Source organism: Microbacterium sp. NPDC058342 (assembly GCF_042723935.1).
In the GTDB taxonomy this organism is placed as follows: Bacteria; Actinomycetota; Actinomycetes; order Actinomycetales; family Microbacteriaceae; genus Microbacterium.
The window spans coordinates 1,421,786-1,444,875 of record NZ_JBHXID010000001.1; the positions used below are offsets into that span (position 1 = coordinate 1,421,786).

Sequence of the window (23,090 nt, forward strand, 5' to 3'; positions counted from 1 at the left end):
CGCACGCCCCGAAGCCCGTGAGATCTGGATGGGCCCGCTGCCCGCCGTCGACGACGGCGGACTCGCGGCCCCACGGATCGGGATCGGCGGGATCTCGATCGAGTCGAGCACCTTCTCGCCGCACATCTCAGGTGATGAGGCCTTCACGATCCGCACGGGGTCCGACCTGCTCGGCTACTACCCGTTCCTCGAGGAGGGACGCGAGCTCCGCGCGGCGGCGCAGTGGATCCCGATCCATCACGGGCGCTCGCTGCCCGGCGGTGCGGTGGCGCCGGCGACCTACGCCCGGATGAAGCGGGCGATCGTCGACGGCATCCGCGAGAGCGTGCGCGACGGCGGCGCCTTCGACGGCTTCTTCCTCGACATCCACGGTGCGATGAGCGTGGTCGGGATGAAGGACGCCGAGGGCGATCTCGCCCGTGCCGTGCGGGACGCGCTGGGTCCGGACACCCTGATCTCCACCTCGATGGACCTGCACGGCAACGTGTCGGAGGTCTTGCGCGATGAGGTCGACCTGCTCACCTGCTATCGCATGGCGCCGCACGAGGACTGGATGAACACCAAGGAGCGCGCGGTCTGGAACCTGCTCGCTCGCCTGCGCGGCCCACACGGCAGGGACGCTCTGCAGCGCCGCCCGTTCAAGGCCTGGGTGCCCGTTCCGGTGCTTCTCCCGGGCGAGAAGACCAGCACCAGGCTCGAACCGGCCGCCGGGCTGTACGCCGAGCTGCCCGACATCGAGGCGCTCGACGGGGTGGTGGACGCGTCCATCTGGATCGGCTACGCCTGGGCGGACGAGCCGCGCTGCCAGGCGTACGTCGTCGTGATGGGCGACGACCGCGAGACCATCACGCGCGAAGCGGAGCGCGTCGCACGCCGGTTCTGGGATGCGAGGGCAGACTTCGTCTTCGTCGCGCCGACGGCCACGCTCGACGGCGCCCTGGAGAGGGCGCTCGCGCCAGGTGCCGCGCGCCCCTACGTGATCTCGGACTCGGGTGACAATCCCACCGCGGGAGGCGCGGGCGACGTCACCTGGACCCTCACCAGGCTGCTCGAGTGGCCCGAACTCACCGACGGCACGCGCACCACGCTCGTCGCCTCGATCTTCGACGCCGCCGCGGTCGAGACGGCCCGCGCCGCCGGCGCGGGTGCGACGATCACGCTCACCGCGGGTGCCGGAGTCGACGACGGACCGAGCGGGCCGGTGTCGCTCACCGGCCGGGTGCACTCCATCACCGAGGGTGATCCGGATGCCGGCACCCAGGCGGTCATCGATGTGGGAGGCCTGCACGCCATCATCACGTCGCGCCGCAAGCCCTTCCACCACCTCGACGACTTCCGCATGCTGGGGCTCGACCCCGAGGCGGCCGACATCGTCGTCGTGAAGATCGGCTACCTCGAGCCGGAACTGTACGATCTGGCGGCGGACTGGACGCTCGCGCTCACGCCGGGCGGTGTCGACCAGGATCTGCTGCGTCTCGGGCATCACGACCTCGCCCCGGGCGTGTACCCGTTCGACACCACCGGAAACCCGCCGCTCACGGCACACGTGAGCCGACGCCAGGAGAGCTGAGCATGCTGAACTTCGAGACCCGCACCGGCCCCGACCTCGGATCCGGCGCACCCGCGTATCCGGCCAACGGCGTACCCGAGTGGTACCGCGACGCCAAACTCGGCTTCTTCGTGCACTGGGGGCTGTACTCGGTGCCCGCCTGGGCCGTGCAGCACGGCGAGGGTGTCAACATCCCCGCCGAGGACGCCTACGCCTGGCACCAGTATGCGGAGTGGTACGCGAACACCGTGCGGATCGCCGGCAGCCCCACCTGGGAGCACCACCAGCAGGTGTACGGTCCCGGCACCTCGTACGAGGACCTCGCCGACCAGTGGGACGCGTCGTCGTTCGACGCCGACGCGTTCGTCGGGGAGCTGATGGGAGCAGGCGCCAAGTACGTCATCCCCACGACCAAGCACCATGAGGGCTTCTGCCTGTGGAACACGGGGACGACGTCGTTCAACTCCGTGGCACGCGGTCCGCGACGCGACCTGATCGGGGAATTCCACGATGCGGTCCGTCGCGCCGGCGCGCGCTTCGGCGTGTACTACTCCGGGGCGCTGGACTGGCACGTCAGCGACTTCCCGCCCATCGAATCCGACACGGACCTGTTCCGGTTCCGCCGCAACGACGAGCACTTCGCCCGCTACGCGGCCGCCCAGCTGGAGGAGCTCGTCCAGCGGTTCTCGCCCGACGTGCTGTGGAACGACATCGAGTGGCCGGACGGCGGCAAGGGCGGCGAGGACTTCGCGGTCGCGTCGCTGCTCGCGCGCTACTTCGGCGCCGTGCCCGACGGGGTGATCAACGACCGCTGGGGCGTGCCGTACCACGGCTTCCTCACCCGCGAGTACCGTGACATCCCCGACATCCTCGACGCGCCGTGGGAGTCCACCCGCGGGCTGGGATACTCTTTCGGCTTCAACCGGGCCGAGGATGAGAGGCACTCGCTCTCCGGCGCCGAGCTGATCCGGATGCTCGTCGACGTGGTCTCCAAGAACGGCAACCTGCTGATCAACGTGGGTCCCGCCGCCGACGGCACGATCCCGGAGCTCCAGCTCGCGGCGATGCGCGCGATGGGCTCCTGGCTGCGCGAGAACGGCAGCGCGGTCTACGGCACTCGCCCGTGGATCCGCTTCGGCGAGCCGGTCGGCGCCCCGGTGCGCTACACGAGCTCGGCGGAAGGCGTGCACGTGCACGCCCTGGATCCCGCCGTCGGTGAACTGGTGCTCCCTCACGAGCTCACGGGCCGCGCGGCGCGATGGGCGGACGGCTCCGACGCGCAGGCGGAGGCGTCTGCGGACGGCGCGCGAGTGCTTCGCATCCCCGATGCGCTGAGAGCCGCCCCGGTCGCGGTCGCGACGGTCGCCTGATGCGCTCCGTGGCGCTCGAGATCGCCGTCCAGGACGCCGCCGGAGCGCGCATCGCCTTCGCGGCGGGCGCCGATCGGGTCGAGCTGTGCCAGGCGCTCTCCGCGACAGGCGGCCTCACGCCGTCGCCGGGAACCGTCGACGCGGTGTCGGAGGCGGCCGGCGGTGGTGCGCGCGTCGCCGTGCTCGTGCGTCCGCGCCCCGGTGGCTTCGTCTACGACTCCGAGGAGGTCGCGCTCGTGACATCCGACATCCGCGAGGTCGTGCGGCGCGGTGCCGGCGGGGTCGTGGTCGGGGCCATGGCGCTGGACGGCGGTGTCGACATGGACGCCATGCGCCGCTGGACCGACGCTGCCGACGGGGCGGAGGTCGCTTTCCACCGCGCCATCGATGTGGCCGCCGATCCCGTGCGCGTGATGGATCAGCTCGTCGAACTCGGTGCGCATCGCGTGCTCACCAGCGGCGGGGCGGTCCGCAGCCTCGACGGCTTCGCGGTCATCGCCTCGCTCATCGAGCGCTCGGCGGGCCGGGTGCAGGTGATGCCGGGCGGGGGAGTGCGAGTCGAGGACATCGCCCGCTTCGTCGCGGCGGGAGCGGATGCCGTGCACCTGTCGGCGCGGGCGGCGTCTGCAGACGTCTCGCCCAGCGGGCCCGGTGGCGGTGCGGCCGGGTTCGATGTCACCGATCGTGCGGTGGTGGAGGCGGCGCGAGCCGCGCTCGACGGGGCGCTCGCCGGCGCGGCGTAGCCATCGGGTGCGCGCAGGGCCCGCCACACGCATGCGCGAGCGGTGCTGCCCTGCTGATGAGGGACGACTCAGCCCGCGGCGGGCGCGGCGTCGTCCACGACGAGGGGCGGCGTGACGCCTTCGCCCCATTCGGGCTTGGGCAGGGTCACGGTGCGATCGTCCTGGATCTGACGGAGGGCGTCGGTGATCTCCTGTACGTTGACCGGCACCGGAAGATCGCAGGCGCGCAACTCAGACGCGAACTTGAGAGTGAGGCGCTGCTTGCCCGCCTCGATGGCCTCCGCCGTCGTGCCCGTCATGATCTCGCTGCCGGTCTGGATGTCCGACACCCGATCGCACACGTGATAGACGCCGCCCCCGGCGACCCAGGTGACCTGGTCCTCGCCGAGCATCATGATGACCGTCGACTGGTCGGCGGTGTACTTCTCGACGGACGGCGGGGTGAAGCTGATGCCGAAGAAGACCGCGACCGCGGCGAGCACGATGCCGATCGCGCCGGCCGTGGTCTTCTGGCCCTTGTCCATGTCCTTGTTGAGGAAGATGAGTATGATCAGCGGGAGGAAGGCGATGACCGCGATGATCGCGCCCAGCTGGTTCTGCACGAAGAAGCGCACCGTGTCGGACTTTCGCGCGGGGTCGAGCCGGTTGGCACTCTTCCACAGCAGCGAGCCGGTGATCGACAGCGCCGCGATGACGACGAGCATCACCAGCAGGGTGATGAACGCCCACTGCGGGAACGTGCCGCCGGTGGCCTGCTGCTCCAGCAGCCCCGTCTCGGGGTTGCGCGTCAGCCCGGTGTCGGCCGGGACGTCACGCTGACGCAGGACCCAGAAGATCGCGACGGCCTCTCCCGCGATGGCGATCGCCCACAGGACGGCGGCGATCCACCGGAGCCTGGTGGCCTGCCTCTTCGCATCCGCGGTCGGCACCCAGCCGCGCGCATCGGACGTGCTCGCTTCCGCCTCGACCGCTCTGTCGTCGCTCTTCGCCACGGTGTCCTCCCGGTGTGCTGTCGCCCCTGAGCATAGTGGGAGGGATGCGGCGTCGCCGCTACCCTGGGGACATGAGATCGGATGCCGACGACGACGCACTGAGCTGGGGCGGAGACGACGCGCTCGACGGTCGCAGCCCCGGCGTGCGACGGCCGGAGAAGCGGAGGACGGGGGCGCAGGGGGCGCCGGAGGCAGACGCGGGCGCTGCGCCGTCCGCATCCGCGACACCGACCGCCGCCGACGAGCCGCAGGGCACGGGGACGGTGAGCCTGCTGCTGTTCGGCATCCTCGGTGGCGTCTACCTGCTGTACACGGTGGGCTGGGTCATCGGCGGCGTGGGGATGCAGGCGCCGGTGATGTTCACGCTTCCCGCCGCGCTCTACCAGGGCGCGCTGTGGCTGGCCGTGCTCGCGCCCGCGGTCTGGTTCGTCGCGGTGCTCGTGATGACTCGCGGGGCGAAGACGTGGATCAGGTTCGCGTGGCTGTTCGCCGGCGCGGCACTGCTGGTGCCGTGGCCGTTCGTCGTGGCCGGGGGAGGTGCCCTTCTGTGAGCGAGAGTGTCACGGCGGCGGATGAGCGCCCCAAGGCATCCAGCCCCTTCTCCCGTGCTCTGCGCGGGCTCCTGACCGGCGTCGCAGGCCTGGCGCATGCCTTCGTCATCTGGACGGCGGTCTTCTACGCGATCCAGCTCGCCGTGGGCGGAATGTCCGCCTACGGCTGGGTCGTGCTCCTTCTGCCGGCCGTCGTGACGGCGATCGTGTTCTCGGTGGTGCTCGTGCTCACCCGGCGCCGATCGCCCGGCACGCTGGCGCTGGGAATGGCGGCCGGACTGGGCCTGAGTGCCGTGTTCCTGCTCGACACGTTCAGCTACGCGATCCGCAACCTCGCCGCCCTCACGGGAGGTTGAGCCGCGTCACACGGTCCGAGAGCATCCGGCCGCTGCGGTAAAGTGTGTCCCGATCGCGCCCCGACGGCGTGCGGCGCATCGACTGCCCCCACCGCGTGCTGCCCCGAAGGATACCTGTGCCGAATCAGTCTGCGTCCAAGCCCGTCGTCCTCCTCGCCGAGGAGCTCTCACCCGCGACGATCGAGGCTCTCGGGCCCGACTTCGACGTCCGCAGCGTCGACGGCACCGACCGCGAGGCGCTGTTCGCCGCCCTGGCCGATGCCGATGCCGTGCTGGTGCGCTCGGCCACGCGGATCGACGCCGAGGCGCTCTCGCACGCGCCGAAGCTGAAGGTCGTCGCGCGTGCCGGCGTCGGGCTGGACAACGTCGACATCAAGGCGGCGACCACGGCGGGCGTCATGGTCGTCAACGCCCCCACCTCGAACATCGTGTCGGCCGCCGAGCTGACCGTCGGGCACATCCTCAGCCTCGCCCGGCGCATTCCCGCGGCGCACGCGTCCCTCTCCAGCGGTGCCTGGAAGCGCAGCTCGTTCACGGGCGCAGAGCTGTTCGAGAAGACGGTCGGCATCGTGGGTCTCGGCCGCATCGGCGCGCTGGTCGCCGCGCGGCTCAACGCCTTCGACATGCGCGTCATCGCCTACGACCCCTACGTCACCAGCGCGCGGGCGCAGCAGCTCGGCGTGCAGCTCGTCACCCTCGACGAGCTGGTCGCCGAGGCTGACTTCCTCACCATCCACATGCCCAAGACGCCCGAGACGACCGGCATGATCGGCGCCGAGCAGTTCGCCGCCATGAAGTCGACCGCCTTCGTCGTCAACGTGGCGCGGGGCGGCCTGATCGACGAGGCCGATCTGCACGAGGCACTGGTGGCGGGTGAGATCGCGGGCGCCGGGCTCGACGTGTTCACCTCCGAGCCGCCGGTCGAGGGAAGCACTGCTCGCGCGCTGCTCGAGCTGCCCAACGTCGTCGTCACCCCTCACCTCGGCGCGAGCACCGAGGAAGCGCAGGAGAAGGCCGGCGTCTCGGTCGCCCGATCGGTGCGGCTCGCCCTCGGCGGCGACCTCGTCCCGGACGCCGTCAACGTCGCCGGCGGCGTCATCGACCCCTACGTGCGCCCCGGCATCGCGCTGGTCGAGAAGCTGGGCCAGATCTTCTCCGCTCTGTCGCAGTCGCCGCTCACGAGCCTCGACGTCGAGGTGCATGGCGAGCTGAACGACTACGACGTCAGCGTGCTCAAGCTCGCCGCTCTCAAGGGCGTGTTCACGAACATCGTCAGCGAGACCGTCTCGTACGTCAACGCACCGCTGCTCGCCGAGCAGCGCGGCGTCGCCGTGCGCCTGCTGCAGGACGAGGTGAGCGAGGAGTACCGCAACGTCATCACACTGCGCGGCGCGCTTTCCGACGGCTCGCAGCTCTCTGTCTCGGGCACGCTCACCGGTCCCAAGCAGATCGAGAAGCTGGTCACCATCAACGATCACGCCATCGAGTTGCCCATCGAGAAGCACCATGTCGTGATGATGTACACCGATCGGCCCGGAATCGTCGCGGTCTATGGTCAGAAGTTCGGCGAGGCGGGCATCAACATCGCCGGGATGCAGATCGCACGCGAGGCCGCCGGCGCTCAGGCGCTGAGCGTGCTGACGCTGGATTCGCCCGTGTCGGATGAGCTGCTCGCCGACATCAGCGCGGCGATCGATGCGGACCTGTTCCGCCAGATCGAGATCACCGAGGTCTGAACGGCGCTCAGGCCTCGTAAGGCGCGGGTCCCGGATCCTCCGGGACCCGCGCTGTCGTCTGCAGCACCAGCCCGATCAGGCGCGCAAGACCCGCGCCGGTCGGCACGAACCCGTCGGCGTCGCCCGGGTGCGCCCGGTCGAAGGCGAGGGAGTTGTTGAAGTAGAGCCCGTCGCTGAGCAGCATGACGAGATCGAGCGCGGTGTCGTCGCGCACATGCGGCCGGACCGCCTCGGCCCATCGTCGACGGACCTCGCGCAGCGCGGCCGCGGCGGCTCCGGACCCGCCCTGAGCGAGTCTTGAGGTCGCGATCAGTGCGCGGTCGAGGGCGTCGTCCTCCATGACCGAGGTGCGCACGTAGTAGGCCACCGGGCCCTCGGGTGCGGCGTCCATGCGCTCCAGGTCGTCCTCGGTCAGGGCCTTCAGCCTCTCGACGAGCCCGGTCTCCAGCTCGTCCTTCGAGCCGAAGTGGTAGAGCAGGCCGCCCTTCGACACTCCCGCCGCCGCGGCGACCGCGTCCAGGGTGGCCGCCCGGTCGCCCGAGTCGATGAGGATCGACTCGTAGGCGTCCATCACGCGTTCGCGCGCCAGGGGAGGTCGGGGCATCGGGCATCTCCTCGGTTCGTCAGCGGCGCACAGCACCTGGACAGGCGCGATTCTGTTACTGTACCAGCTGGACGGTTTAGTAATGGAGGAACCATGCCCGCCACGGCATCCATCGACGTCACCCGCGCAGACGGACCGCGCGCGGGCGGACGAGGCTGGGCCGCGCTCGTCGTGCTGATGCTGCCCGTGCTGCTCGTCTCGGTCGACAACACGGTGCTCAGCTTCGCGCTGCCCGAGATCTCGCTCGCCCTTGCACCCAGCGGCGCCGAGCAGCTCTGGATCATCGACGTCTATCCGCTCGTCCTCGCCGGTCTCCTCGTCACGATGGGCGCGCTCGGTGACCGTTTCGGACGTCGACGGATGCTGCTCATCGGCGCCACGGGCTTCGCCGCGGTGTCCGCGCTGGCAGCGTTCGCACCGACCGCCGGCCTGCTCATCGCCGCCCGTGCGCTCCTCGGCTTCTTCGGGGCCATGCTGATGCCCTCGACGCTTTCGCTTCTGCGATCGATCTTCCAGAACCGCGATCAGCGCCGCTTCGCCATCGCCGTCTGGGCGGCGGGGTTCTCCGCAGGCTCCGCGCTCGGCCCGATCGTCGGCGGATTCCTGCTCGAGCACTTCGCTTGGGGATCGGTCTTCCTGCTCGCCGTGCCGGTGCTGATCCCGCTGCTGGTGGGCGCGCCGCTGCTCGTCCCGGAGAGCCGCGACCCGAACCCGGGCCGCGTCGATCCGATCAGCATCCTGCTGTCGATGGCGGCGATGATCCCCGTCGTGTTCGCGATCAAGGGCTTCGCCGTCGACGGACCGACCGTCTCCGCCGTGCTCAGCGCCCTGCTGGGCGTCGCGATGGGAGCACTGTTCGTGCGGCGCCAGCTGCGGGCGGACATCCCGATGCTCGACATGGCCCTGTTCCGCCGGGGTGCGTTCTCGGGCGCCATTCTCGTGAATCTGCTCAGCGTGGTCGCGCTGGTCGGCTTCCTGTACTTCGTCTCGCAGCATCTGCAGCTGGTGATCGGTCTCTCGCCGATGGTCGCGGGCTTCGCCCTCGTGCCGGGGATGCTGATGATGATCGTCTCCGGACTCGCCGTCGTGCCGATCTCGCGGCGCGTCGCCCCGCACCTCCTGGTGCCGTCGGCGCTCGTGTTCTCCCTCGTCGGCTACCTGCTCGTCGCCTTCGCCTCGCAGGACCAGGGCCTCGTTCCGCTCATCGTGGCCTTCGTGGTGCTGGGCCTGGGCATCGGTGCGGCAGAGACCATCTCCAACGAACTCATCCTCTCCAGCGCTCCTGCGGAGAAGGCCGGCGCCGCAAGCGCCGTCTCCGAGACGGCATACGAGCTGGGCGCGGTGCTCGGCACGGCCATCCTCGGCGGGCTGATCACCGCGTTCTACCGCGGCGCGCTGGTGCTGCCCGACGGAGTCCCCGCCGAGACGGCCGCGGTCGCCCGGGAGACGCTCGCCGGGGCCTACGCCGCGGCGCACGACCTGACCGGTGTGCTGGGCGACAGGCTGTGGGAGGCGGCGGTCGCCGCCTTCGAGGCGGGCGTCACGGTCACCTCGCTGATCGGCGCACTGCTGGTGGTGGGCGCCGGCGTCGTGGCGGCCCTCACCCTGCGGCCGCGTGGCGCCGGACGCTGACGCGACACACGGCGGAAGGCCCCTCGACGCGCCGCTACGCTGGTGGAGAGCGCCCGCGGCATCGTCGTCGGGGCGGGAGGAGTTGTCATGTCGCGCGTCGTCAAGCTGGCCGTGATCCCGGGTGACGGGATCGGCCCCGAAGTCATCGCTCAGGCGGAGCGCGTGCTCGACGCCGTCACCGCCGGCGGCGACGTCAGCTTCGAGAAGACCTCCTTCTCGCTCGGCGCCGACCGCTACCTCCGCACGGGCGACACGCTCACCGACGCCGATCTGAACGACATCCGCGCTCACGACGCCATCCTGCTCGGCGCCGTCGGCGGTCAGCCGGGCGATCCGCGCCTGAAGGACGCCAACATCGAGCGCGGACTGCTTCTTCGGCTGCGCTTCGAACTCGACCACTACGTGAACCTGCGTCCGTCCAAGCTGTTCCCCGGTGCCCCCGGGCCGCTGGCTGATCCGGGAGAGGTCGACTTCGTCGTGGTGCGAGAGGGCACCGAGGGGCCGTACGTGGGCAACGGCGGCAGCATCCGTCGCGGCACTCCGCACGAGATCGCCAACGAGACGAGCGTCAACACGGCCTTCGGCGTGGAGCGCGTGGTCCGGCACGCGTTCGAGCTCGCCGAGCGCCGGCGCCGCAAGCTCACGCTCGTGCACAAGACGAACGTCCTGGTGCACGCGGGTGCGATCTGGAAGCGCATCGTCGATGAGGTGGCGGCCGAGCATCCGGATGTGGCCGTAGACTACCTGCACGTCGACGCGGCCACGATCTTCCTCGTGACAGACCCCTCCCGCTTCGACGTGATCGTCACGGACAACCTCTTCGGCGACATCCTCACGGATCTGGCAGGCGCCGTCACCGGCGGAATCGGCCTCGCCGCCTCGGGCAACATCAACCCCGACGGCGCCTTCCCCTCGATGTTCGAGCCGGTGCACGGCTCGGCACCCGACATCGCGGGACAGCAGAAGGCGGATCCGACGGCGGCGATCCTGTCCGTCGCGCTGCTGCTCGATCACCTCGGGCTGAGCGACGAGGCCACGCGCGTCCAGCGCGCGGTGGAGCAGGACATCGCCGTCCGCGAGGGCAGCCGCAGCACGAGCGAGACCGGCGACGCCGTGATCGCGCTGCTGCAGGCGTAATCTGACAGTACGCGCGCACCGGCGCCGCATCCCGATCGAGGACAGACATGACCGACACCGCCACCGCATCGCTCACGTTCGCCGTGACGAACAACCTCGCCGCCAAGAGCCCCGCCCAGCGCGAGGAGATCCTGCAGAACCCCGGGTTCGGCACGAGCTTCACCGACCACATGGTCGACATCTGCTGGTCCGAGAAGGGCGGCTGGCACCGCCCCCGGGTCCAGCCGTACGGGCCGATCCCGCTCGACCCCGCCGCCGCCGTCCTGCACTACGGGCAGGAGATCTTCGAGGGCATCAAGGCCTACCGCCACGCCGACGGCTCGGTCCACACGTTCCGTCCCGACCGCAACGCCGCCCGGCTGCGCAACAGTGCGCGTCGGCTGGCGCTGCCCGAGCTGCCGACCGAGCACTTCATCCAGTCGCTGCGCGAGCTGATCGCCGTCGACGGCGCCTGGGTGCCCTCGGGTGCCGACCAGAGCCTGTATCTGCGCCCCTTCATGTTCGCCAAGGAGGCGTTCCTCGGCGTGCGTCCGGCGAAGAAGGTCGCGTACTACGTCATCGCCAGCCCGGCCGGCGCCTACTTCTCCGGCGGCGTCAAGCCGGTGCGCATCTGGCTGAGCGAGAACTACGCCCGCGCCGGACGCGGCGGCACCGGTGCGGCCAAGACCGGGGGCAACTACGCGTCCAGCCTGCTGCCGCAGGCCGAGGCCTACGACAAGGGCTGCGACCAGGTCGTGTTCCTCGACCAGGACCGCAACGTCGAGGAGCTCGGCGGAATGAACGTCGTGTTCGTCTTCAAGGACGGCCGCGTGGTCACTCCGGCATCCGGTTCGATCCTCGAGGGGATCACGCGCGACTCGCTGCTGCAGCTCGCCGAAGACCGCGGCCTGACCGTGGAGCGCCGGGCGGTGTCGCTGGACGAATGGCGCCAGGGCGTCGCCTCCGGTGACATCGTGGAGGTCTTCGCGTGCGGCACGGCCGCGGTGGTCACTCCGATCGGCGCGCTGGTCTCCGACGGTTTCGAGGACGAGCAGCCTCTGGGTGAGCTCGCCCTGTCGCTGCGCGAGGAGCTCACCGACATCCAGTACGGTCGCCGCGAGGACAAGCACGGCTGGCTCGTGCGCCTCGACGCCTGACACCCTCTTCGCCGACACCCCGGCCCGTCGTCCACACCCCATGGTGCGGGCGACTGCAGGCCGGGGTGTCGCGAGCAACCGGGGTCCCGGCGGGCGGCGGGCCGCGGCTAGGCTGTCTGGGTGAAGATCGCGCGTTTCAGTCACAACGAGGGAATCCGGTACGGCATCGTCGATGAGGGCGACCTGGTCGTGCTCGACGGCGATCCGATGTTCGCCGGATTCGAGACGACGGGGGAGCGGATCCCCCTGGCGGATGCGGCGCTGCTGGCGCCGGTCATCCCGCGCTCCAAGATCGTCTGCATCGGTCGCAACTACCATGATCACGCGGCCGAGTTCGGCAACGTCGCCCCCGAGGAGCCGCTGCTGTTCCTCAAGCCCAACACGTCGGTGATCGGCCCGGGCGACACCATCCAGCGACCCGCCGTGTCCGAGCGCACCGAGTTCGAGGGCGAGCTCGCGGTCGTGATCGGACGCATCGCGAAGAACGTGAAGGCGCCGGACGCCCTGGACCACGTCTTCGGCTACACGGTGGGAAACGACTTCACCGCGCGCGACATCCAGCGCAAGGACGGGCAGTGGACGCGGGGCAAGGGATTCGACACGTTCTGCCCGCTCGGTCCGGTGATCGAGACCGAGTTCGACGCATCCTCCGCGCGCATCGAGACCCGGGTCAACGGCGAGGTTCGACAGCAGGCGCCCCTGACAGACATGATCCATTCCGTCGCGGACATCATCGCGTACGCCTCGGCGGCGTTCACCCTGCTGCCCGGCGACGTGATCCTGACCGGCACGCCGGCCGGCGTCGGTCCGGTCGTCGCCGGCGACACGATCGAGATCGAGGTCCCCGGCATCGGCACGCTGCGCAATCCTGTGCGCGACGCGGCGCCCGCGTCGTGAGCGCTCCCGCGGTCGATCACCTCCGCGCGCTGCAGCGGCGCACCGTCCTGGTGCTGTCGCTCGGGCAGGTGCTCGGCGGCATCGCGTTCGGCGCCACGGTTTCGCTCGGTGCTCTGCTGGCGGCGGACCTCTCCGGCGACGACTCCCTGTCGGGCTTCGCGACGGCCTCGGTCACCCTGGGAGCGGCCGCCTTCGCGATCCCGCTCGCACGTTTCGCCGGCCGTCGCGGGCGGCGACTCTCGCTCACGGCAGGCAACCTGCTCGCGCTCGTCGGCGTGGCGATCGTCATCACGGCCGCCGCCCTGCGCCTGTTCCCGCTGCTGCTGGTGGGCATCGTGATGATCGGCATGGGCAACGCCGGCAACCTGCAGTCCCGCTTCGCGGCGACCGACCTCGCAGCGCCTCAGCACCGGGGGCGCGACCTGTCGATCGTCGTCTGGTCGACGACCGTCGGCGGGGTCGCCGGTCCCCTCCTGCTCACCCCGGGGGGAGGCGCTCGGCCACGCGATCGGGATGCCGCCGCTGACCGGCTCGTACCTGTTCTCGCTGGTGGCGCAGGCGGCCGCCCTGGTGCTCTACCTGGTGGCGCTGCGACCCGACCCCCTGCTCACGGCGCTGAGCCTCGCGTCCGCGCCCTCGACCGCGACCTCGCTGGGTGTCGGCGTCGACCGCCCGGTCTCCGCGCGGTACGCCATCTTCGCGGTCGCCGGTTCCCACGCGGTGATGGCCTCGGTCATGGCCATGACGCCGGTGCACCTGTCCCACATGGCGCACGGCGCGCACGGCGGGGCGGCCACCAGCACCGATGTCACCCTGCTCGTCGGGGTGACGATCGCGCTGCACGTCGCAGGGATGTACGGGCTTTCCCCGCTCTTCGGCATCCTCGCCGACCGCTGGGGCCGCGTTCCCGTGGTACTGCTCGGCCAGGGGATGCTCGCCGCGTCCCTGATCATCGCCATCGTGGCGGGCTCCCACCCCGCCGGCGTGATGGCGGCGCTGATTCTGCTCGGACTGGGCTGGAGCGCGGCGACGGTCGCCGGCGCCGCGCTGCTGACCGAGTCGTCGACCGTCGCGATGCGTCCTCGCAGACAGGGACTCAGCGATTCGCTGATGAGCCTCACGGCCGCCGTCGGCGCGGCCGGTGCCGGTGCCGTCCTGACGCAGTTCGGCTACGGCGGTCTCGGGGCGGTGGCCCTGGTGATCGTCGTCGCGATCACCGCGCTCTCGCCGCTGGCGCGGGTGAGGAGCGCGCCGTGAGCTGGGCCGGCGCCGGAGAGGCGTACGCGGAGTCGTACGCGTCGCTGTGCGCGGGCACGGGGGAGCGGATGCGGGAGATGCTCGGGGATGCCGGCGGCTCGCTGCTCGATGTCGGGGCGGGCGACGGCACGCTCGCGGCGGCCTGGCAGGCGGCCGGCTGGAGCGTCACAGCCTGCGAACCGGAACCCAGCATGCGCGACGAGGCGGCGCGACGGCATCCGGAGCTCGAGCTCGTCGCGGGCGCTCTTCCCGGCCTCCCGTTCGCCGACGCGGCGTTCGACGCGGTCGTCGCGAACTTCGTGCTCAATCATGTCGACGATCCGCGCGCGAGTGCGTCCGAGCTGCGGCGCGTGAGCCGCGGCGTGACGATCGCCTCGATCTGGACGGGTTCGCCGAGCACCCTCTGGGCCGACGTCACCGGTCGGTCGGGCCTGGCGCCGTCGCCGGGCGAGCGCCTTCCCGCCGAGAAGGACTTCGAACGCACCGCGCGGGGTCTCGGGCGGATGCTGGGCGAGGCGGGCTGGAAGCCGCAGGTGTCGGAGCTGACCTGGACCTGGCGGCCTGCACCAGAGGTGCTGTGGCGCAGTGTCGAGGGCGGCGTGGCGGGAGCAGGCGCGTACTACCGGGGCCTTGCGGATGCCGACCGCCGGCGTTTTCGTGACGCGTTCGACGAGATCGTCGCCGAGCGCGCGGTGGAGGGGCGGATGCCGCTCACGCAGACGGCCGCGCTCGCCGTCGACGACCGGCGCTGAAGGCCGCGGCGCAGCATCCGCCCCCGGTAGGATCGAGGGGATATGGCTACTGTGCACCCCCTCACCACCACCGCCACCGGGCCCGACGTCCGCGTGCGCTTCTGCCCCTCGCCGACCGGCCTGCCGCACGTGGGCATGGTGCGCACGGCCCTGTACAACTGGGCGTACGCGCGCCACAACGGCGGCAAGCTGGTGTTCCGCATCGAGGACACCGATGCCGCGCGCGACAGTGAGGAGAGCTTCCGGCAGCTGGTCGACGCGCTCACGTGGATGAAGATCGACTGGGACGAGGGCGTCGAGGTCGGCGGACCGCACGCACCGTACCGTCAGTCCGAGCGCCATGACATCTATCGCGGCGTGATCGAGAAGCTGCTGGCGACGGGGGCGCTCTACGAGAGCTACTCGTCGGCCGAGGAGATCGACGCCCGCAACGAGGCGAACGGTCGCGCCAAGCAGCTCGGCTACGACAACTTCGACCGCGATCTGACCGATGAGCAGAAGGCCGCGTTCCGCGCAGAGGGGCGACAGCCCGCGCTGCGCCTTCGCGTGCCGGACGAGGATCTCACGTACGTCGACCTGATCCGCGACGAGGTCACGTTCCCCGCCGGGTCGTTTCCCGACTTCGTGGTCGTGCGCCCGAACGGCGTTCCGCTGTACACCTTCGTGAACCCGGTCGACGATGCGCTCATGGGCATCACCCACGTGCTGCGCGGTGAGGACCTCATGCCCTCGACCGCGCGCCAGCTGGCCCTGTACGACGCGCTCATCCAGGCGGGCGTGACCTCGTTCGTGCCGCGCTTCGCGCACATGCCGCTCGTGCTCGGCGAGACCGGCAACAAGAAGCTCTCCAAGCGCGACCCGCAGGCCGACCTGTTCCTGCACCGCGAGCGCGGCTTCATCCATGAGGGCCTGCTGAACTACCTGGCACTGCTCGGCTGGTCGATCGGGCCCGATCGCGACGTGTTCTCGCTGGACGAGTTCATCGCCGCCTTCGACATCGTGAACGTGAACCCGAACCCGGCCCGCTTCGACCAGAAGAAGGCCGAGTCGATCAACGGCGATCACATCCGCATGCTGGACGGCAAGGACTTCGCCGAGCGGATGCTCCCGTACCTGGCGGCGGCCGACGTGTTCGGCGGTGAGCCGACGCACGAGCAGATCGTGCTGGCGTTCCGCGCCGCGCCGCTCGTGCAGGAGCGGATGCAGCTGCTCGGCGAGGCGCCGGGCATGCTCGGGTTCCTGTTCGCCGACGAAGTGGCCTACGAGGCGGATGCGATGAAGGGCCTGCCGGCGAACGCCGCGGATGTGCTCTCCGCGTGCGTCGCCGCGCTGGAGCCCGTCGAGGACTTCACTCCGGATGCCGTGCAGGGCGCCCTCTCGGCGAAGCTCGTCGATGAGCTCGGGCTCAAGCCGCGCGTCGCCTACGGTCCGCCGCGCGTCGCGCTCACCGGCCGTCGCGTCTCGCCGCCGCTGTTCGAGTCGATGGAGCTGCTGGGCAAGGACGAGACCCTGCGGCGCCTGCGCGCGCTGGGCGAGAAGCTGGCCTGATCGGCGACCGCCGGACGGGTGCCGTGCGAGGAAGGACACGAGGTGGCGGATGCCGCGCTGCCGGCTGAGGAGACCGACGTCGTCCTCGGTGATCTCGGGGTGCTGCTGCTGGAGTCGGGCACGTCCGTGACCGATGTGCGGGGGTCGCTGGAGCAGGTCGCGCAGCGCGCCGCACCGGATGCCGCACTGGAGTTCGCGATCCTGCCCGAGCTCGTGATGGTCAGCCGTCCGGGCGCGTCCGCCGCGACCACCACGGTGATCGGCAAGGGCGAGGCCCTGACCTTCCGGCAGTCCGCGCGAGCCGGCCGGCTCGTGCGGGACCTGGAGTCGGGTGCGGCACCGCTGACGGTGGCGCACGAGCGGATGGCATCGATCCGTGCGACGCCGCGGCGCCTGCCGGGTGTGCAGAGCGTGCTCGGGTGCGGTCTGCTGTCGCTGTCTCTGGCGGCTCTGTTCCGGTGCCCGTGGTGGGCGATCGTGCTGGCCCTGGTGGTCGGGATGCTGGTCGGCGGCCTCACCCTGCTGATGATGCGGGTGCGCGCGGCGGCGGCGGTGGCGCCGTTCGTCTCGGCGTTCGGGTCGACGATCGTGGTGGGGGCGGTGGCGAGCACGCTCGATCTCGGTCCCGTGCCGCTGTTCGCGGTGTGCGCGCCGATCGCGATCCTCGTGCCCGGTGCGCTGATCACGAACGCTCTGCTGGAGCTGACCGCGACGGACATCGTCACGGGCGCCTCGCGGCTGATGTACGGGCTCATCATGCTCGCGTTCATGGCCGCCGGTGTGTATTCGGGGGCCGCCCTGACGGGCTTGCGGATCGATTCGGCATCTGCTGCGCTCGTGGGCGAGGCCGTGACGCTGAGCACCGACCGCGGAGGATGGGAGGCGCTGCCGCCGCTGTGGATGGCGTGGTGCGCGGTGATCGTGCTCGCGGTCGGAGTCGGGCTCGCGTTCGGGTCGGGCTTCCGGCTGACCGTCGTCTGCGTCGTCGTGATGACGGGCACCTACGCTGTGCTCGCCGTGTTCAGTCCGTTGGTCGGCAGCGTGGTGGCGACGGGCGTGGCGGCGGCCGTGCTGTTCGTCGCCGCGCGCGTGCTCGAGCGCGTGACGTTGGCGGTTCCCGCGACGGTGTCGTTCCAACCGGCGTTCCTGCTGCTGGTTCCCGGAACGGTTGGGCTGGTGTCGCTGGCGAGCTTCGACGCGCAGGCGCTGGTGTCTGCGCCGATGATGTTCCTCAGCCTCTGCATCGGCACCAAGGTCGGTGCACTGCTGGCGGATCTCGCCCGCATCACGCGGTCCACCGTGTTCCTGCGCTGGGCACGACCCGCGCGCATGGGCGAGCTCTGACGGGCTGGTATCCGACCGCTGTCGAGCGGCGCAACCCCCTTCGTCCGTCTCGCCGTGGTGCGTACCCTGGCGGAAAGCGGAGGAGGAGAGCGATGGACACGAACGTGCGGTCGGTGCCGGCGCTGGAGCTGGGACGCTACCTGGGTCTGTGGTTCGAGATCGGGCGGCTGCCGCTGCGGTTCGAGGACGACGGCTCCCGGGACGTGACGGCGGAGTACTCGCTGAACGACGACGGAACGGTGCGGGTCGACAACCGCTGCCTGGATGAGAAGGGCGAGCCCACGCAGGCTCTCGGGCAGGGCAAGCCCGACGAGGAGCATCCGGGTCGGCTGCGGGTGACGTTCCTGCCGGAGGCACTGCGGTGGATCCCCTTCACCGACGCGGACTACTGGGTGCTGCGCATCGACGAGGATTACGCCCACGCGCTCGTGGGCACGCCCGATCACAAGCACCTGTGGCTGCTGGCGCGCGCGCCGCGAATCTCCGAGGACGTCGAACAGGCGTATCTGGCGACGGCCCGAGAGCAGGGCTTCGATCTCGAGAAGTGGATACGGCCCGCGCAGTCCGGCGCGGTCGTGCAGGTCTGAGCACGCCACGCCCGGGTGCGCCGCGCCGATTCGCCATCTGCGGCCCGCTCCGGTAAGCTTGAACCTCGGTGCGAGGCTCCGGTTTCGCCCTTGGGGTATGGTGTAATTGGCAACACGGCTGATTCTGGTTCAGTTGTTCTTGGTTCGAGTCCAGGTACCCCAGCCAACAGATTAGGCCCGGAATTCCGCAGCAAAACGGAAGATCCGGGCCTCTGTCGTTTCCGGCGTCGGCGGGCTAACCCCTCCGAAACCCCTCCTGGTGTCAGTGGCGCATCCTCGGTCAGCCACCCCTCTCTGCCAGGATGTGAATGTGACACATGAGACCGCCGAGCCCTGGATTCCGTTCGGGGTGGATCCTGATCGCCATGCCGCGCTCGTCGGTGGGATACCCGTCTGGATGCGACGCCCGCTCGCCGATTGGCTTCGAGAGATTGTTGATGTGCGTTACGGCGAGCCTGCGCACCTCCTGCGGATCTTCGATCAGCGTGTGCGACTTCCCGGCATCCTGCTCAGCGGGGTTCAGGAGGATTTCGGATTCGACAGTCTCGAGTCGCAGCTTTTCGACCATCCAGACGACTACCTCGCGTTGCTCGACTTCCTGATCTTCTCGCTCCATACCGCTGGGCACCACGCCACCTTGGACGAACTCCAGTCGATTCTCCGCATCAGCAGCTCTGAATGGAAGGTGGGAAGGCGTGGGAGTCACGCTGGCATAGAGAAGCGAGTCCCAGAGGGCGTGCAACACGCAGCCGACGAGGTGATGGCAGCACCCGGTCACGCGGGCAAGCTGCTATCTGAGGCTTGGCACGCAGCATTTGGTAGAGACCCGGATTTCGAGAAGGCCTACGCCAAGTCCATCAAGGCTGTTGAAGCAGCAGCCATCCCGTCGGTCAGCCCAAAGAACGTGAATGCCACGCTCGGGACGGTCATCGCACAGATGCGCGACCAGAAGGACTGGAAGCTTGAGCTAACTCGCGAGCATTCAACCCACACTTCGGCTCAAGTTGTCCTCGGGATGATGCAAATGCTGTGGACCGGACAGAACGATCGCCACGCGGGGCAGACGGGGTATCAGCCGAGCACCCAAGCCGAAGCCGAAGCCGAAGCCGCGGTCATGCTGGCAGTGCCGCTTGTCCACTGGTTCTTTTCTGGCGCGATCCAGCGTCGCCCCTAGCCGATCCGCGCCAGAGCGGGACGGCTCGCCACAGCTGCCAGACGGTCCATGTCGTCAGTCAGGTCATCGTTGAACAGGTGCAGGTAGTGCTTGTACATCGTGGCGATGTCGGCGTGACCCATGAACTTGGCGACGCGCTCGATAGGCAGATCGGCGCTCGGGCAGGCGCTGGCGTAGAAGTGGCGGAGGTCGTGCCAGCGCACAGACGGGATGTGCAGCGCGGCGAGCGCCGGGAGGAAGTGCTTCCGGTACAGGTTGTCGTGGTTGAACTGAGCCGACCAGTCCAGCGCGCCGCGCGTCTTGCCCGTGCCGCCACGCTTGCGCCCCGGCCACAGCAGGGCATCCGCGTCGTGGGCGTTCGGGTGCTGTGACAGGTACTCGCGGAGTCGCGCCAAGAGGACACGGTTCAGCGGCACGTTGCGGATCGACTGCGGCGTCTTCGGCGTGATGTACTCCCAGCCGACCTTGGGCGCGTACTGCGCCTGGCGCTGCACGCGGACGAACGGCAGTCGGGCGAACAGGTTCACGTCGCCGATGCGCAGGCCTTCCAGCTCCCGGCGCGCAGTCCGGTATAGGCCGCAAACTGCACGATCAGGCCGTCAGGCGCGTTGTGGTCGCCCAGGTACTCGACCACAGCCGCGACCTGCTCGGGTGTCAGGAACGACAGCTCATGATGCTGCACCTTCGGGATGCGGACGGGCGAGCACGGATCGGCGGCGATCAGGCGCAGGCTCAGGCGTACTTGAACACGGACGCCACCAGCACGTAGCGGGTGCGGATGGACGACTGCGAGTAGTGCACGTCCGGTGCGTCGGGCTTGCCCTTCGGCTTGGGCTTCACCGCCGCGCGCTGCTGAGCCAGCCACGCCTCCACGTCCATCGTGGTGATCTGCGAGATGCGCCGGTTCCCGAACGTCGGATAGATGTGCAGATCGTAGTCGCCGCGTTGTCGCGCCGGGTCTTCGGCTTGAGCGTGTGGGCGTGTGCCGCCTACATCAGCGCGGCGACCTCGCGGAAGCGCTGGCTCTTGCCCGTCATCGGCGCGGTGCTCTTGCCCGCCTCCAACTCCAGGTCGATCTGGATGCAGAACCGCGCTGCCTCCTCCTCGGCGAGCTTGGCGATGCGCTCGATGGGGCGCGGCTTGACCTTACGCGCTCGGGTGTCGGTGCGGTCGTCGCGGTCGGCCTTGATGGGGAACGTCTTCTGGGCGCTCCTTGCTGTTGAGGTCTTCCCAGCGCACCTCCCAGACGTAGCCGACCCGCGCGACCTGAGCGTGGGGGAGCGGGCGCGGCTGATGCGCTGCGAGGACATCGCCAACCAGGCAACGCTCACGCACGCGGACGAGCCGATGGACTACGGCGAACGCCTCGCCTGAGAGCACCACTGCGCCCACGAGAATGGTGTGTAACCAACGAGAACGCCACCGGAGGGGGTAGTAACACACTCCGGTGGCGTTCGTGGTGCTTCTGGGATTTCTTATCTATCGCAAGTTCGTGCCGACGCAGGCGACGGACGGGTACGCAGTCACGAGACGCTGACCCGTAGCCCCCAGGATCGTCCGAACCTGCTTGCGCAGGATTTCCTTGCCGTCTGACTTTCGATAGATGAACACTAGACGGGAATAGCAGAAGGTGTTGTTCGCGAAAGTGACCTTGTCTGGATCCTGAAGCGACCAAGCCATCGACCAGCCAGCCAAGTCCCTCCACGGAACGCCGCCGACAAGATTGCCCATGTTTGTCCAGTCCTGCTGATGCCGAGCCTGAATGTGACGATATCCGTATGAGCTGTCACCGCATCGAAGAGTCGCCACTGAGCCGACAAGCTTCGTGCTCACCCTGAGTCGAACGTACTCTGCGACGAACTGGTCCTTGCTATCGAACAGACCGCAGCCTCGCCAGTTCGTGGAAGGTGGCGAGTTGGGCGGGAGTGCCCTGGTCGAAATCGTCGGGCCTGCGGGCGAGTTGACCTTGGCCACTTCACTGGGCGATAGCGGTTCAGTACTGAGTACGTACTCGTTACCGTCGCCACCATTGACCACTGTTGCCGATCCTGGCGGTGGCGGTGCAGTGTCAGCTTGGGCTGCCGGTGCCGCGAACAGCGTGGCGATGAGGACAGTGCTGGTGATTAGCGGCACGAATCGTCGGTGAATCGGTCTGTGCATTGAACCCCTCCGCAGGTCGATAGCATGAACGTAGAACGACAGGGAGGGAGAACGTCATGACACGCCGACACCTTCATATGATGGCTGACTATGGAGCCTTCCCTTTGTGGGAGCGCACGGAGGGAGCGATGCCTGGCGACGTTGATCCTGCGACGCTCCCGGTCTCGGACGACTTGCAAAGGCGCTTGCTCGCGTGGGGTGGCGAGTACGGTGCGTCGGGGTCGACGCCGCCGTCCCGTACTTGGCGGGAGGAGGGGCGGGCACTTGCAAAGGAACTGCAGCGAGAACTCGGTCGTTCTGTGCGTGTGACTTACCAAGCGTGAAGATGCCTATCCGCACACCGCGATAACCCCGGCAGATCCCCGGTAGCGCCGCCGCTCGTGGGCCAACGAGTGCTCACGTCAGCTCCCTCCGAATCGCCGAGATTCAGGGCGTAGACGGGGATAGCCGGAAACAGGCGTTGACCCTCGTTTGCCTAGGATCGCCATGCGCTCCCGCTTCTGGTTCAGTTGTTCTTGGTTCGAGTCCAGGTACCCCAGCCAACAGAGAAGCCCGGAATCCGCACGAAGAGCGGAACATCCGGGCTTCTGTCTTCTTCGGTATCCCGCGAAGGCTCGGCAATCATCCGGGTACGGACGTCCAGGCGATCCACACACAGACGATCATCGCGATCAGGGCCACCACGGCCATCGCGAGCATGCACGCAGCCAGCCACCGCAGTCGCAGGGGGCCCGGTGGAGCCTGGAAGCGGATGAGGAACACCGCGGCGAGCAGACACAGCAGCAGCACGACCGCGATGAGGGCCACGGTCGCGGCCGCGCCGCCGGCGACGACGATGCCGATGAGCGGGATCAGGCAGACACCGGTGAACACCGTCGACGAGACGAGCCAGACGGCTCCCGAGGAGGTGCGCAGAGCCGGCTGGTCGAGAACCTTCGTCGGGTCCGGAACCGGGCTCGCGGCGTTCTGCGCGTGTGTGCGATGTGGCATGGCTACCTCCTGAAGAACTCATCGTGATGCAGCCCGATCCGTTCCCTCAACGGGCTGGATTCCGCGGCCGTTCCGCGCTATGGGCACTCGCCCGCGGCGAGGATCGACGCGGGTAGCACTCGACCTGCGCCCGAACCACCCCCTTCCCGCGCGCGGCACCGCGCGGGAAGGGTCTATCGCATGCGACCGGCGCCCCCGCCCGGTCCGAGAAAGGAGCCCGAGATGGTGACCCGCTTGAACAAGGACGCCCTCGCGCACGCGCGCGCACTGCTGGAGCGTGGTGACGTGGTGCGCGATGAGCGCGACGACTGGAGCGAGCACGCCCCGACCACGGATGAGGAGAACGCCTTCATCGAGGAACACGGAATGGCGGAGTTCGCACGGTGGCATCTCGGCGAGGACACCGACGCCAGCGAGGGCACCAAGGGACGATGCACCTTCCCCTACGGAGACCTGAGCCGTCTGCACCGCTGCGCCGTGATCTCGGCAGAGAGCAGAGCAGGCCAGTACGATCACGACAGCATCGAGAAGGCGCTCAAAGACCTCCTCGCCGAGATCGACGCGGACGACTGAGG

The 23,090-nt window shown here is 69.4% G+C and carries 23 protein-coding genes, 1 tRNA gene and 1 pseudogene; 18 read left to right on the forward strand and 7 right to left on the reverse strand.

The window, feature by feature from the left end; translation table 11 throughout:
- The first annotated feature begins 28 nt into the window (after positions 1-28).
- From ACFWHT_RS06475 to ACFWHT_RS06485, 3 genes are read left to right on the forward strand one after another with little or no spacing between them, the layout of a single operon-like run.
- Positions 29-1,570 (forward strand): M81 family metallopeptidase, encoded by a 1,542-nt coding sequence (locus tag ACFWHT_RS06475; RefSeq protein ID WP_378827926.1) that lies wholly within the window; start codon positions 29-31, stop codon positions 1,568-1,570.
- Positions 1,571-1,572: 2 nt separating this feature from the next.
- The gene (locus tag ACFWHT_RS06480; RefSeq protein ID WP_378826581.1) at positions 1,573-2,919 is read left to right on the forward strand and encodes an alpha-L-fucosidase; all 1,347 of its coding nucleotides are present in this window, start codon (positions 1,573-1,575) and stop codon (positions 2,917-2,919) included.
- Positions 2,919-3,662: a copper homeostasis protein CutC gene (locus tag ACFWHT_RS06485; RefSeq protein ID WP_378826583.1), complete on the forward strand. Its 744-nt coding sequence runs from the start codon at positions 2,919-2,921 to the stop codon at positions 3,660-3,662. Before ACFWHT_RS06480 ends, ACFWHT_RS06485 begins: the two co-directional genes overlap by 1 nt.
- 68 nt (positions 3,663-3,730) lie before the next feature.
- Here ACFWHT_RS06485 and ACFWHT_RS06490 read toward each other — a convergent pair whose 3' ends face one another.
- On the reverse strand, positions 3,731-4,654 hold the full coding sequence (locus ACFWHT_RS06490) for a hypothetical protein (protein ID WP_378826584.1): 924 nt from the start codon (positions 4,652-4,654) through the stop codon (positions 3,731-3,733).
- A gap of 71 nt (positions 4,655-4,725) precedes the next feature.
- Between ACFWHT_RS06490 and ACFWHT_RS06495 the strand changes: the two genes are divergently transcribed.
- From ACFWHT_RS06495 to serA, 3 genes are all read left to right on the forward strand, one after another.
- Positions 4,726-5,205 (forward strand): hypothetical protein, encoded by a 480-nt coding sequence (locus tag ACFWHT_RS06495; protein WP_378826587.1) that lies wholly within the window; start codon positions 4,726-4,728, stop codon positions 5,203-5,205.
- Positions 5,202-5,561, forward strand: a complete 360-nt coding sequence (locus ACFWHT_RS06500) for a hypothetical protein (RefSeq protein ID WP_378826589.1) — start codon at positions 5,202-5,204, stop codon at positions 5,559-5,561. The genes ACFWHT_RS06495 and ACFWHT_RS06500 overlap by 4 nt, the downstream gene beginning before the upstream one ends.
- Positions 5,562-5,677: 116 nt before the next feature.
- Positions 5,678-7,297 (forward strand): phosphoglycerate dehydrogenase, encoded by a 1,620-nt coding sequence (serA, locus tag ACFWHT_RS06505; protein ID WP_378826591.1) that lies wholly within the window; start codon positions 5,678-5,680, stop codon positions 7,295-7,297.
- 7 nt (positions 7,298-7,304) lie between these two features.
- Here serA and ACFWHT_RS06510 read toward each other — a convergent pair whose 3' ends face one another.
- Positions 7,305-7,901: a TetR/AcrR family transcriptional regulator gene (locus ACFWHT_RS06510; protein ID WP_378826593.1), complete on the reverse strand. Its 597-nt coding sequence runs from the start codon at positions 7,899-7,901 to the stop codon at positions 7,305-7,307.
- A 93-nt stretch (positions 7,902-7,994) separates the two neighbouring features.
- Here ACFWHT_RS06510 and ACFWHT_RS06515 point away from each other — a divergent pair, with 93 nt between their 5' ends.
- From ACFWHT_RS06515 to ACFWHT_RS06565, 11 genes and pseudogenes are all read left to right on the forward strand, one after another.
- Positions 7,995-9,533 carry an MFS transporter gene (locus ACFWHT_RS06515; protein ID WP_378826595.1) on the forward strand — a complete coding sequence of 513 codons (1,539 nt, stop codon included), beginning with the start codon at positions 7,995-7,997 and terminating at the stop codon, positions 9,531-9,533.
- Positions 9,534-9,620: 87 nt separating this feature from the next.
- Entirely contained in the window at positions 9,621-10,670 is a 1,050-nt protein-coding gene (locus ACFWHT_RS06520) for a 3-isopropylmalate dehydrogenase (RefSeq protein WP_378826598.1), read from the forward strand.
- Between the two features lie 47 nt (positions 10,671-10,717).
- Entirely contained in the window at positions 10,718-11,806 is a 1,089-nt protein-coding gene (locus ACFWHT_RS06525; RefSeq protein ID WP_378826600.1) for a branched-chain amino acid aminotransferase, read from the forward strand.
- 120 nt (positions 11,807-11,926) lie between these two features.
- Positions 11,927-12,703 carry a fumarylacetoacetate hydrolase family protein gene (locus ACFWHT_RS06530; RefSeq protein WP_378826602.1) on the forward strand — a complete coding sequence of 259 codons (777 nt, stop codon included), beginning with the start codon at positions 11,927-11,929 and terminating at the stop codon, positions 12,701-12,703.
- A pseudogene (locus ACFWHT_RS06535) lies at positions 12,700-13,960 on the forward strand (MFS transporter). The gene ACFWHT_RS06530 and the pseudogene ACFWHT_RS06535 overlap by 4 nt, the downstream one beginning before the upstream one ends.
- On the forward strand, positions 13,957-14,712 hold the full coding sequence (locus ACFWHT_RS06540; RefSeq protein ID WP_378826603.1) for a class I SAM-dependent methyltransferase: 756 nt from the start codon (positions 13,957-13,959) through the stop codon (positions 14,710-14,712). The pseudogene ACFWHT_RS06535 and the gene ACFWHT_RS06540 overlap by 4 nt, the downstream one beginning before the upstream one ends.
- A gap of 42 nt (positions 14,713-14,754) precedes the next feature.
- Positions 14,755-16,260 carry a glutamate--tRNA ligase gene (gene gltX, locus ACFWHT_RS06545; protein ID WP_378826605.1) on the forward strand — a complete coding sequence of 502 codons (1,506 nt, stop codon included), beginning with the start codon at positions 14,755-14,757 and terminating at the stop codon, positions 16,258-16,260.
- A 42-nt stretch (positions 16,261-16,302) separates the two neighbouring features.
- Complete coding sequence (locus tag ACFWHT_RS06550; protein WP_378826607.1) at positions 16,303-17,604, forward strand: threonine/serine exporter family protein; 1,302 nt, start codon at positions 16,303-16,305, stop codon at positions 17,602-17,604.
- Between the two features lie 92 nt (positions 17,605-17,696).
- A complete protein-coding gene (locus ACFWHT_RS06555; protein WP_378826609.1) occupies positions 17,697-18,191 on the forward strand; it encodes a lipocalin family protein in 495 nt (164 codons plus the stop codon).
- 91 nt (positions 18,192-18,282) lie between these two features.
- Positions 18,283-18,357 (forward strand) — tRNA-Gln (locus tag ACFWHT_RS06560).
- A 144-nt stretch (positions 18,358-18,501) separates the two neighbouring features.
- The gene (locus ACFWHT_RS06565; RefSeq protein WP_378826611.1) at positions 18,502-19,365 is read left to right on the forward strand and encodes a hypothetical protein; all 864 of its coding nucleotides are present in this window, start codon (positions 18,502-18,504) and stop codon (positions 19,363-19,365) included.
- Here the strand turns inward: ACFWHT_RS06565 and ACFWHT_RS06570 are convergent.
- From ACFWHT_RS06570 to ACFWHT_RS06590, 5 genes are all read right to left on the reverse strand, one after another.
- Positions 19,362-19,892: a tyrosine-type recombinase/integrase gene (locus tag ACFWHT_RS06570; RefSeq protein ID WP_378826613.1), complete on the reverse strand. Its 531-nt coding sequence runs from the start codon at positions 19,890-19,892 to the stop codon at positions 19,362-19,364. The two genes, ACFWHT_RS06565 and ACFWHT_RS06570, sit on opposite strands and share 4 nt — an antisense overlap.
- Positions 19,889-20,047 carry a hypothetical protein gene (locus tag ACFWHT_RS06575; RefSeq protein WP_378826615.1) on the reverse strand — a complete coding sequence of 53 codons (159 nt, stop codon included), beginning with the start codon at positions 20,045-20,047 and terminating at the stop codon, positions 19,889-19,891. The genes ACFWHT_RS06570 and ACFWHT_RS06575 overlap by 4 nt, the downstream gene beginning before the upstream one ends.
- A 50-nt stretch (positions 20,048-20,097) precedes the next feature.
- Positions 20,098-20,244 (reverse strand): hypothetical protein, encoded by a 147-nt coding sequence (locus ACFWHT_RS06580; protein WP_378826617.1) that lies wholly within the window; start codon positions 20,242-20,244, stop codon positions 20,098-20,100.
- Between the two features lie 110 nt (positions 20,245-20,354).
- Positions 20,355-20,675, reverse strand: coding sequence for a hypothetical protein (locus tag ACFWHT_RS06585; protein WP_378826619.1), 321 nt, complete (start codon positions 20,673-20,675; stop codon positions 20,355-20,357).
- 1,471 nt (positions 20,676-22,146) lie between these two features.
- Complete coding sequence (locus tag ACFWHT_RS06590; protein WP_378826620.1) at positions 22,147-22,515, reverse strand: hypothetical protein; 369 nt, start codon at positions 22,513-22,515, stop codon at positions 22,147-22,149.
- A gap of 222 nt (positions 22,516-22,737) precedes the next feature.
- Here ACFWHT_RS06590 and ACFWHT_RS06595 point away from each other — a divergent pair, with 222 nt between their 5' ends.
- Complete coding sequence (locus tag ACFWHT_RS06595; RefSeq protein WP_378826621.1) at positions 22,738-23,088, forward strand: hypothetical protein; 351 nt, start codon at positions 22,738-22,740, stop codon at positions 23,086-23,088.
- Positions 23,089-23,090 lie beyond the last annotated feature (2 nt).

Excerpts from the sequence above, each read along its gene's own strand:
- ACFWHT_RS06585 (WP_378826619.1), bottom strand. The coding sequence starts at position 20,675 with ATGTCCTCGCAGCGCATCAGCCGCGCCCGCTCCCCCACGCTCAGGTCG.
- ACFWHT_RS06595 (WP_378826621.1), top strand. The coding sequence starts at position 22,738 with ATGGTGACCCGCTTGAACAAGGACGCCCTCGCGCACGCGCGCGCACTG.
- ACFWHT_RS06485 (WP_378826583.1), top strand. The coding sequence starts at position 2,919 with ATGCGCTCCGTGGCGCTCGAGATCGCCGTCCAGGACGCCGCCGGAGCG.
- ACFWHT_RS06515 (WP_378826595.1), top strand. The coding sequence starts at position 7,995 with ATGCCCGCCACGGCATCCATCGACGTCACCCGCGCAGACGGACCGCGC.
- ACFWHT_RS06475 (WP_378827926.1), top strand. The coding sequence starts at position 29 with ATGGGCCCGCTGCCCGCCGTCGACGACGGCGGACTCGCGGCCCCACGG.
- ACFWHT_RS06580 (WP_378826617.1), bottom strand. The coding sequence starts at position 20,244 with ATGGACGTGGAGGCGTGGCTGGCTCAGCAGCGCGCGGCGGTGAAGCCC.
- ACFWHT_RS06590 (WP_378826620.1), bottom strand. The coding sequence starts at position 22,515 with ATGCCACATCGCACACACGCGCAGAACGCCGCGAGCCCGGTTCCGGAC.
- ACFWHT_RS06525 (WP_378826600.1), top strand. The coding sequence starts at position 10,718 with ATGACCGACACCGCCACCGCATCGCTCACGTTCGCCGTGACGAACAAC.
- ACFWHT_RS06495 (WP_378826587.1), top strand. The coding sequence starts at position 4,726 with ATGAGATCGGATGCCGACGACGACGCACTGAGCTGGGGCGGAGACGAC.
- ACFWHT_RS06555 (WP_378826609.1), top strand. The coding sequence starts at position 17,697 with ATGGACACGAACGTGCGGTCGGTGCCGGCGCTGGAGCTGGGACGCTAC.
- ACFWHT_RS06510 (WP_378826593.1), bottom strand. The coding sequence starts at position 7,901 with ATGCCCCGACCTCCCCTGGCGCGCGAACGCGTGATGGACGCCTACGAG.
- ACFWHT_RS06480 (WP_378826581.1), top strand. The coding sequence starts at position 1,573 with ATGCTGAACTTCGAGACCCGCACCGGCCCCGACCTCGGATCCGGCGCA.
- gltX (WP_378826605.1), top strand. The coding sequence starts at position 14,755 with ATGGCTACTGTGCACCCCCTCACCACCACCGCCACCGGGCCCGACGTC.
- ACFWHT_RS06520 (WP_378826598.1), top strand. The coding sequence starts at position 9,621 with ATGTCGCGCGTCGTCAAGCTGGCCGTGATCCCGGGTGACGGGATCGGC.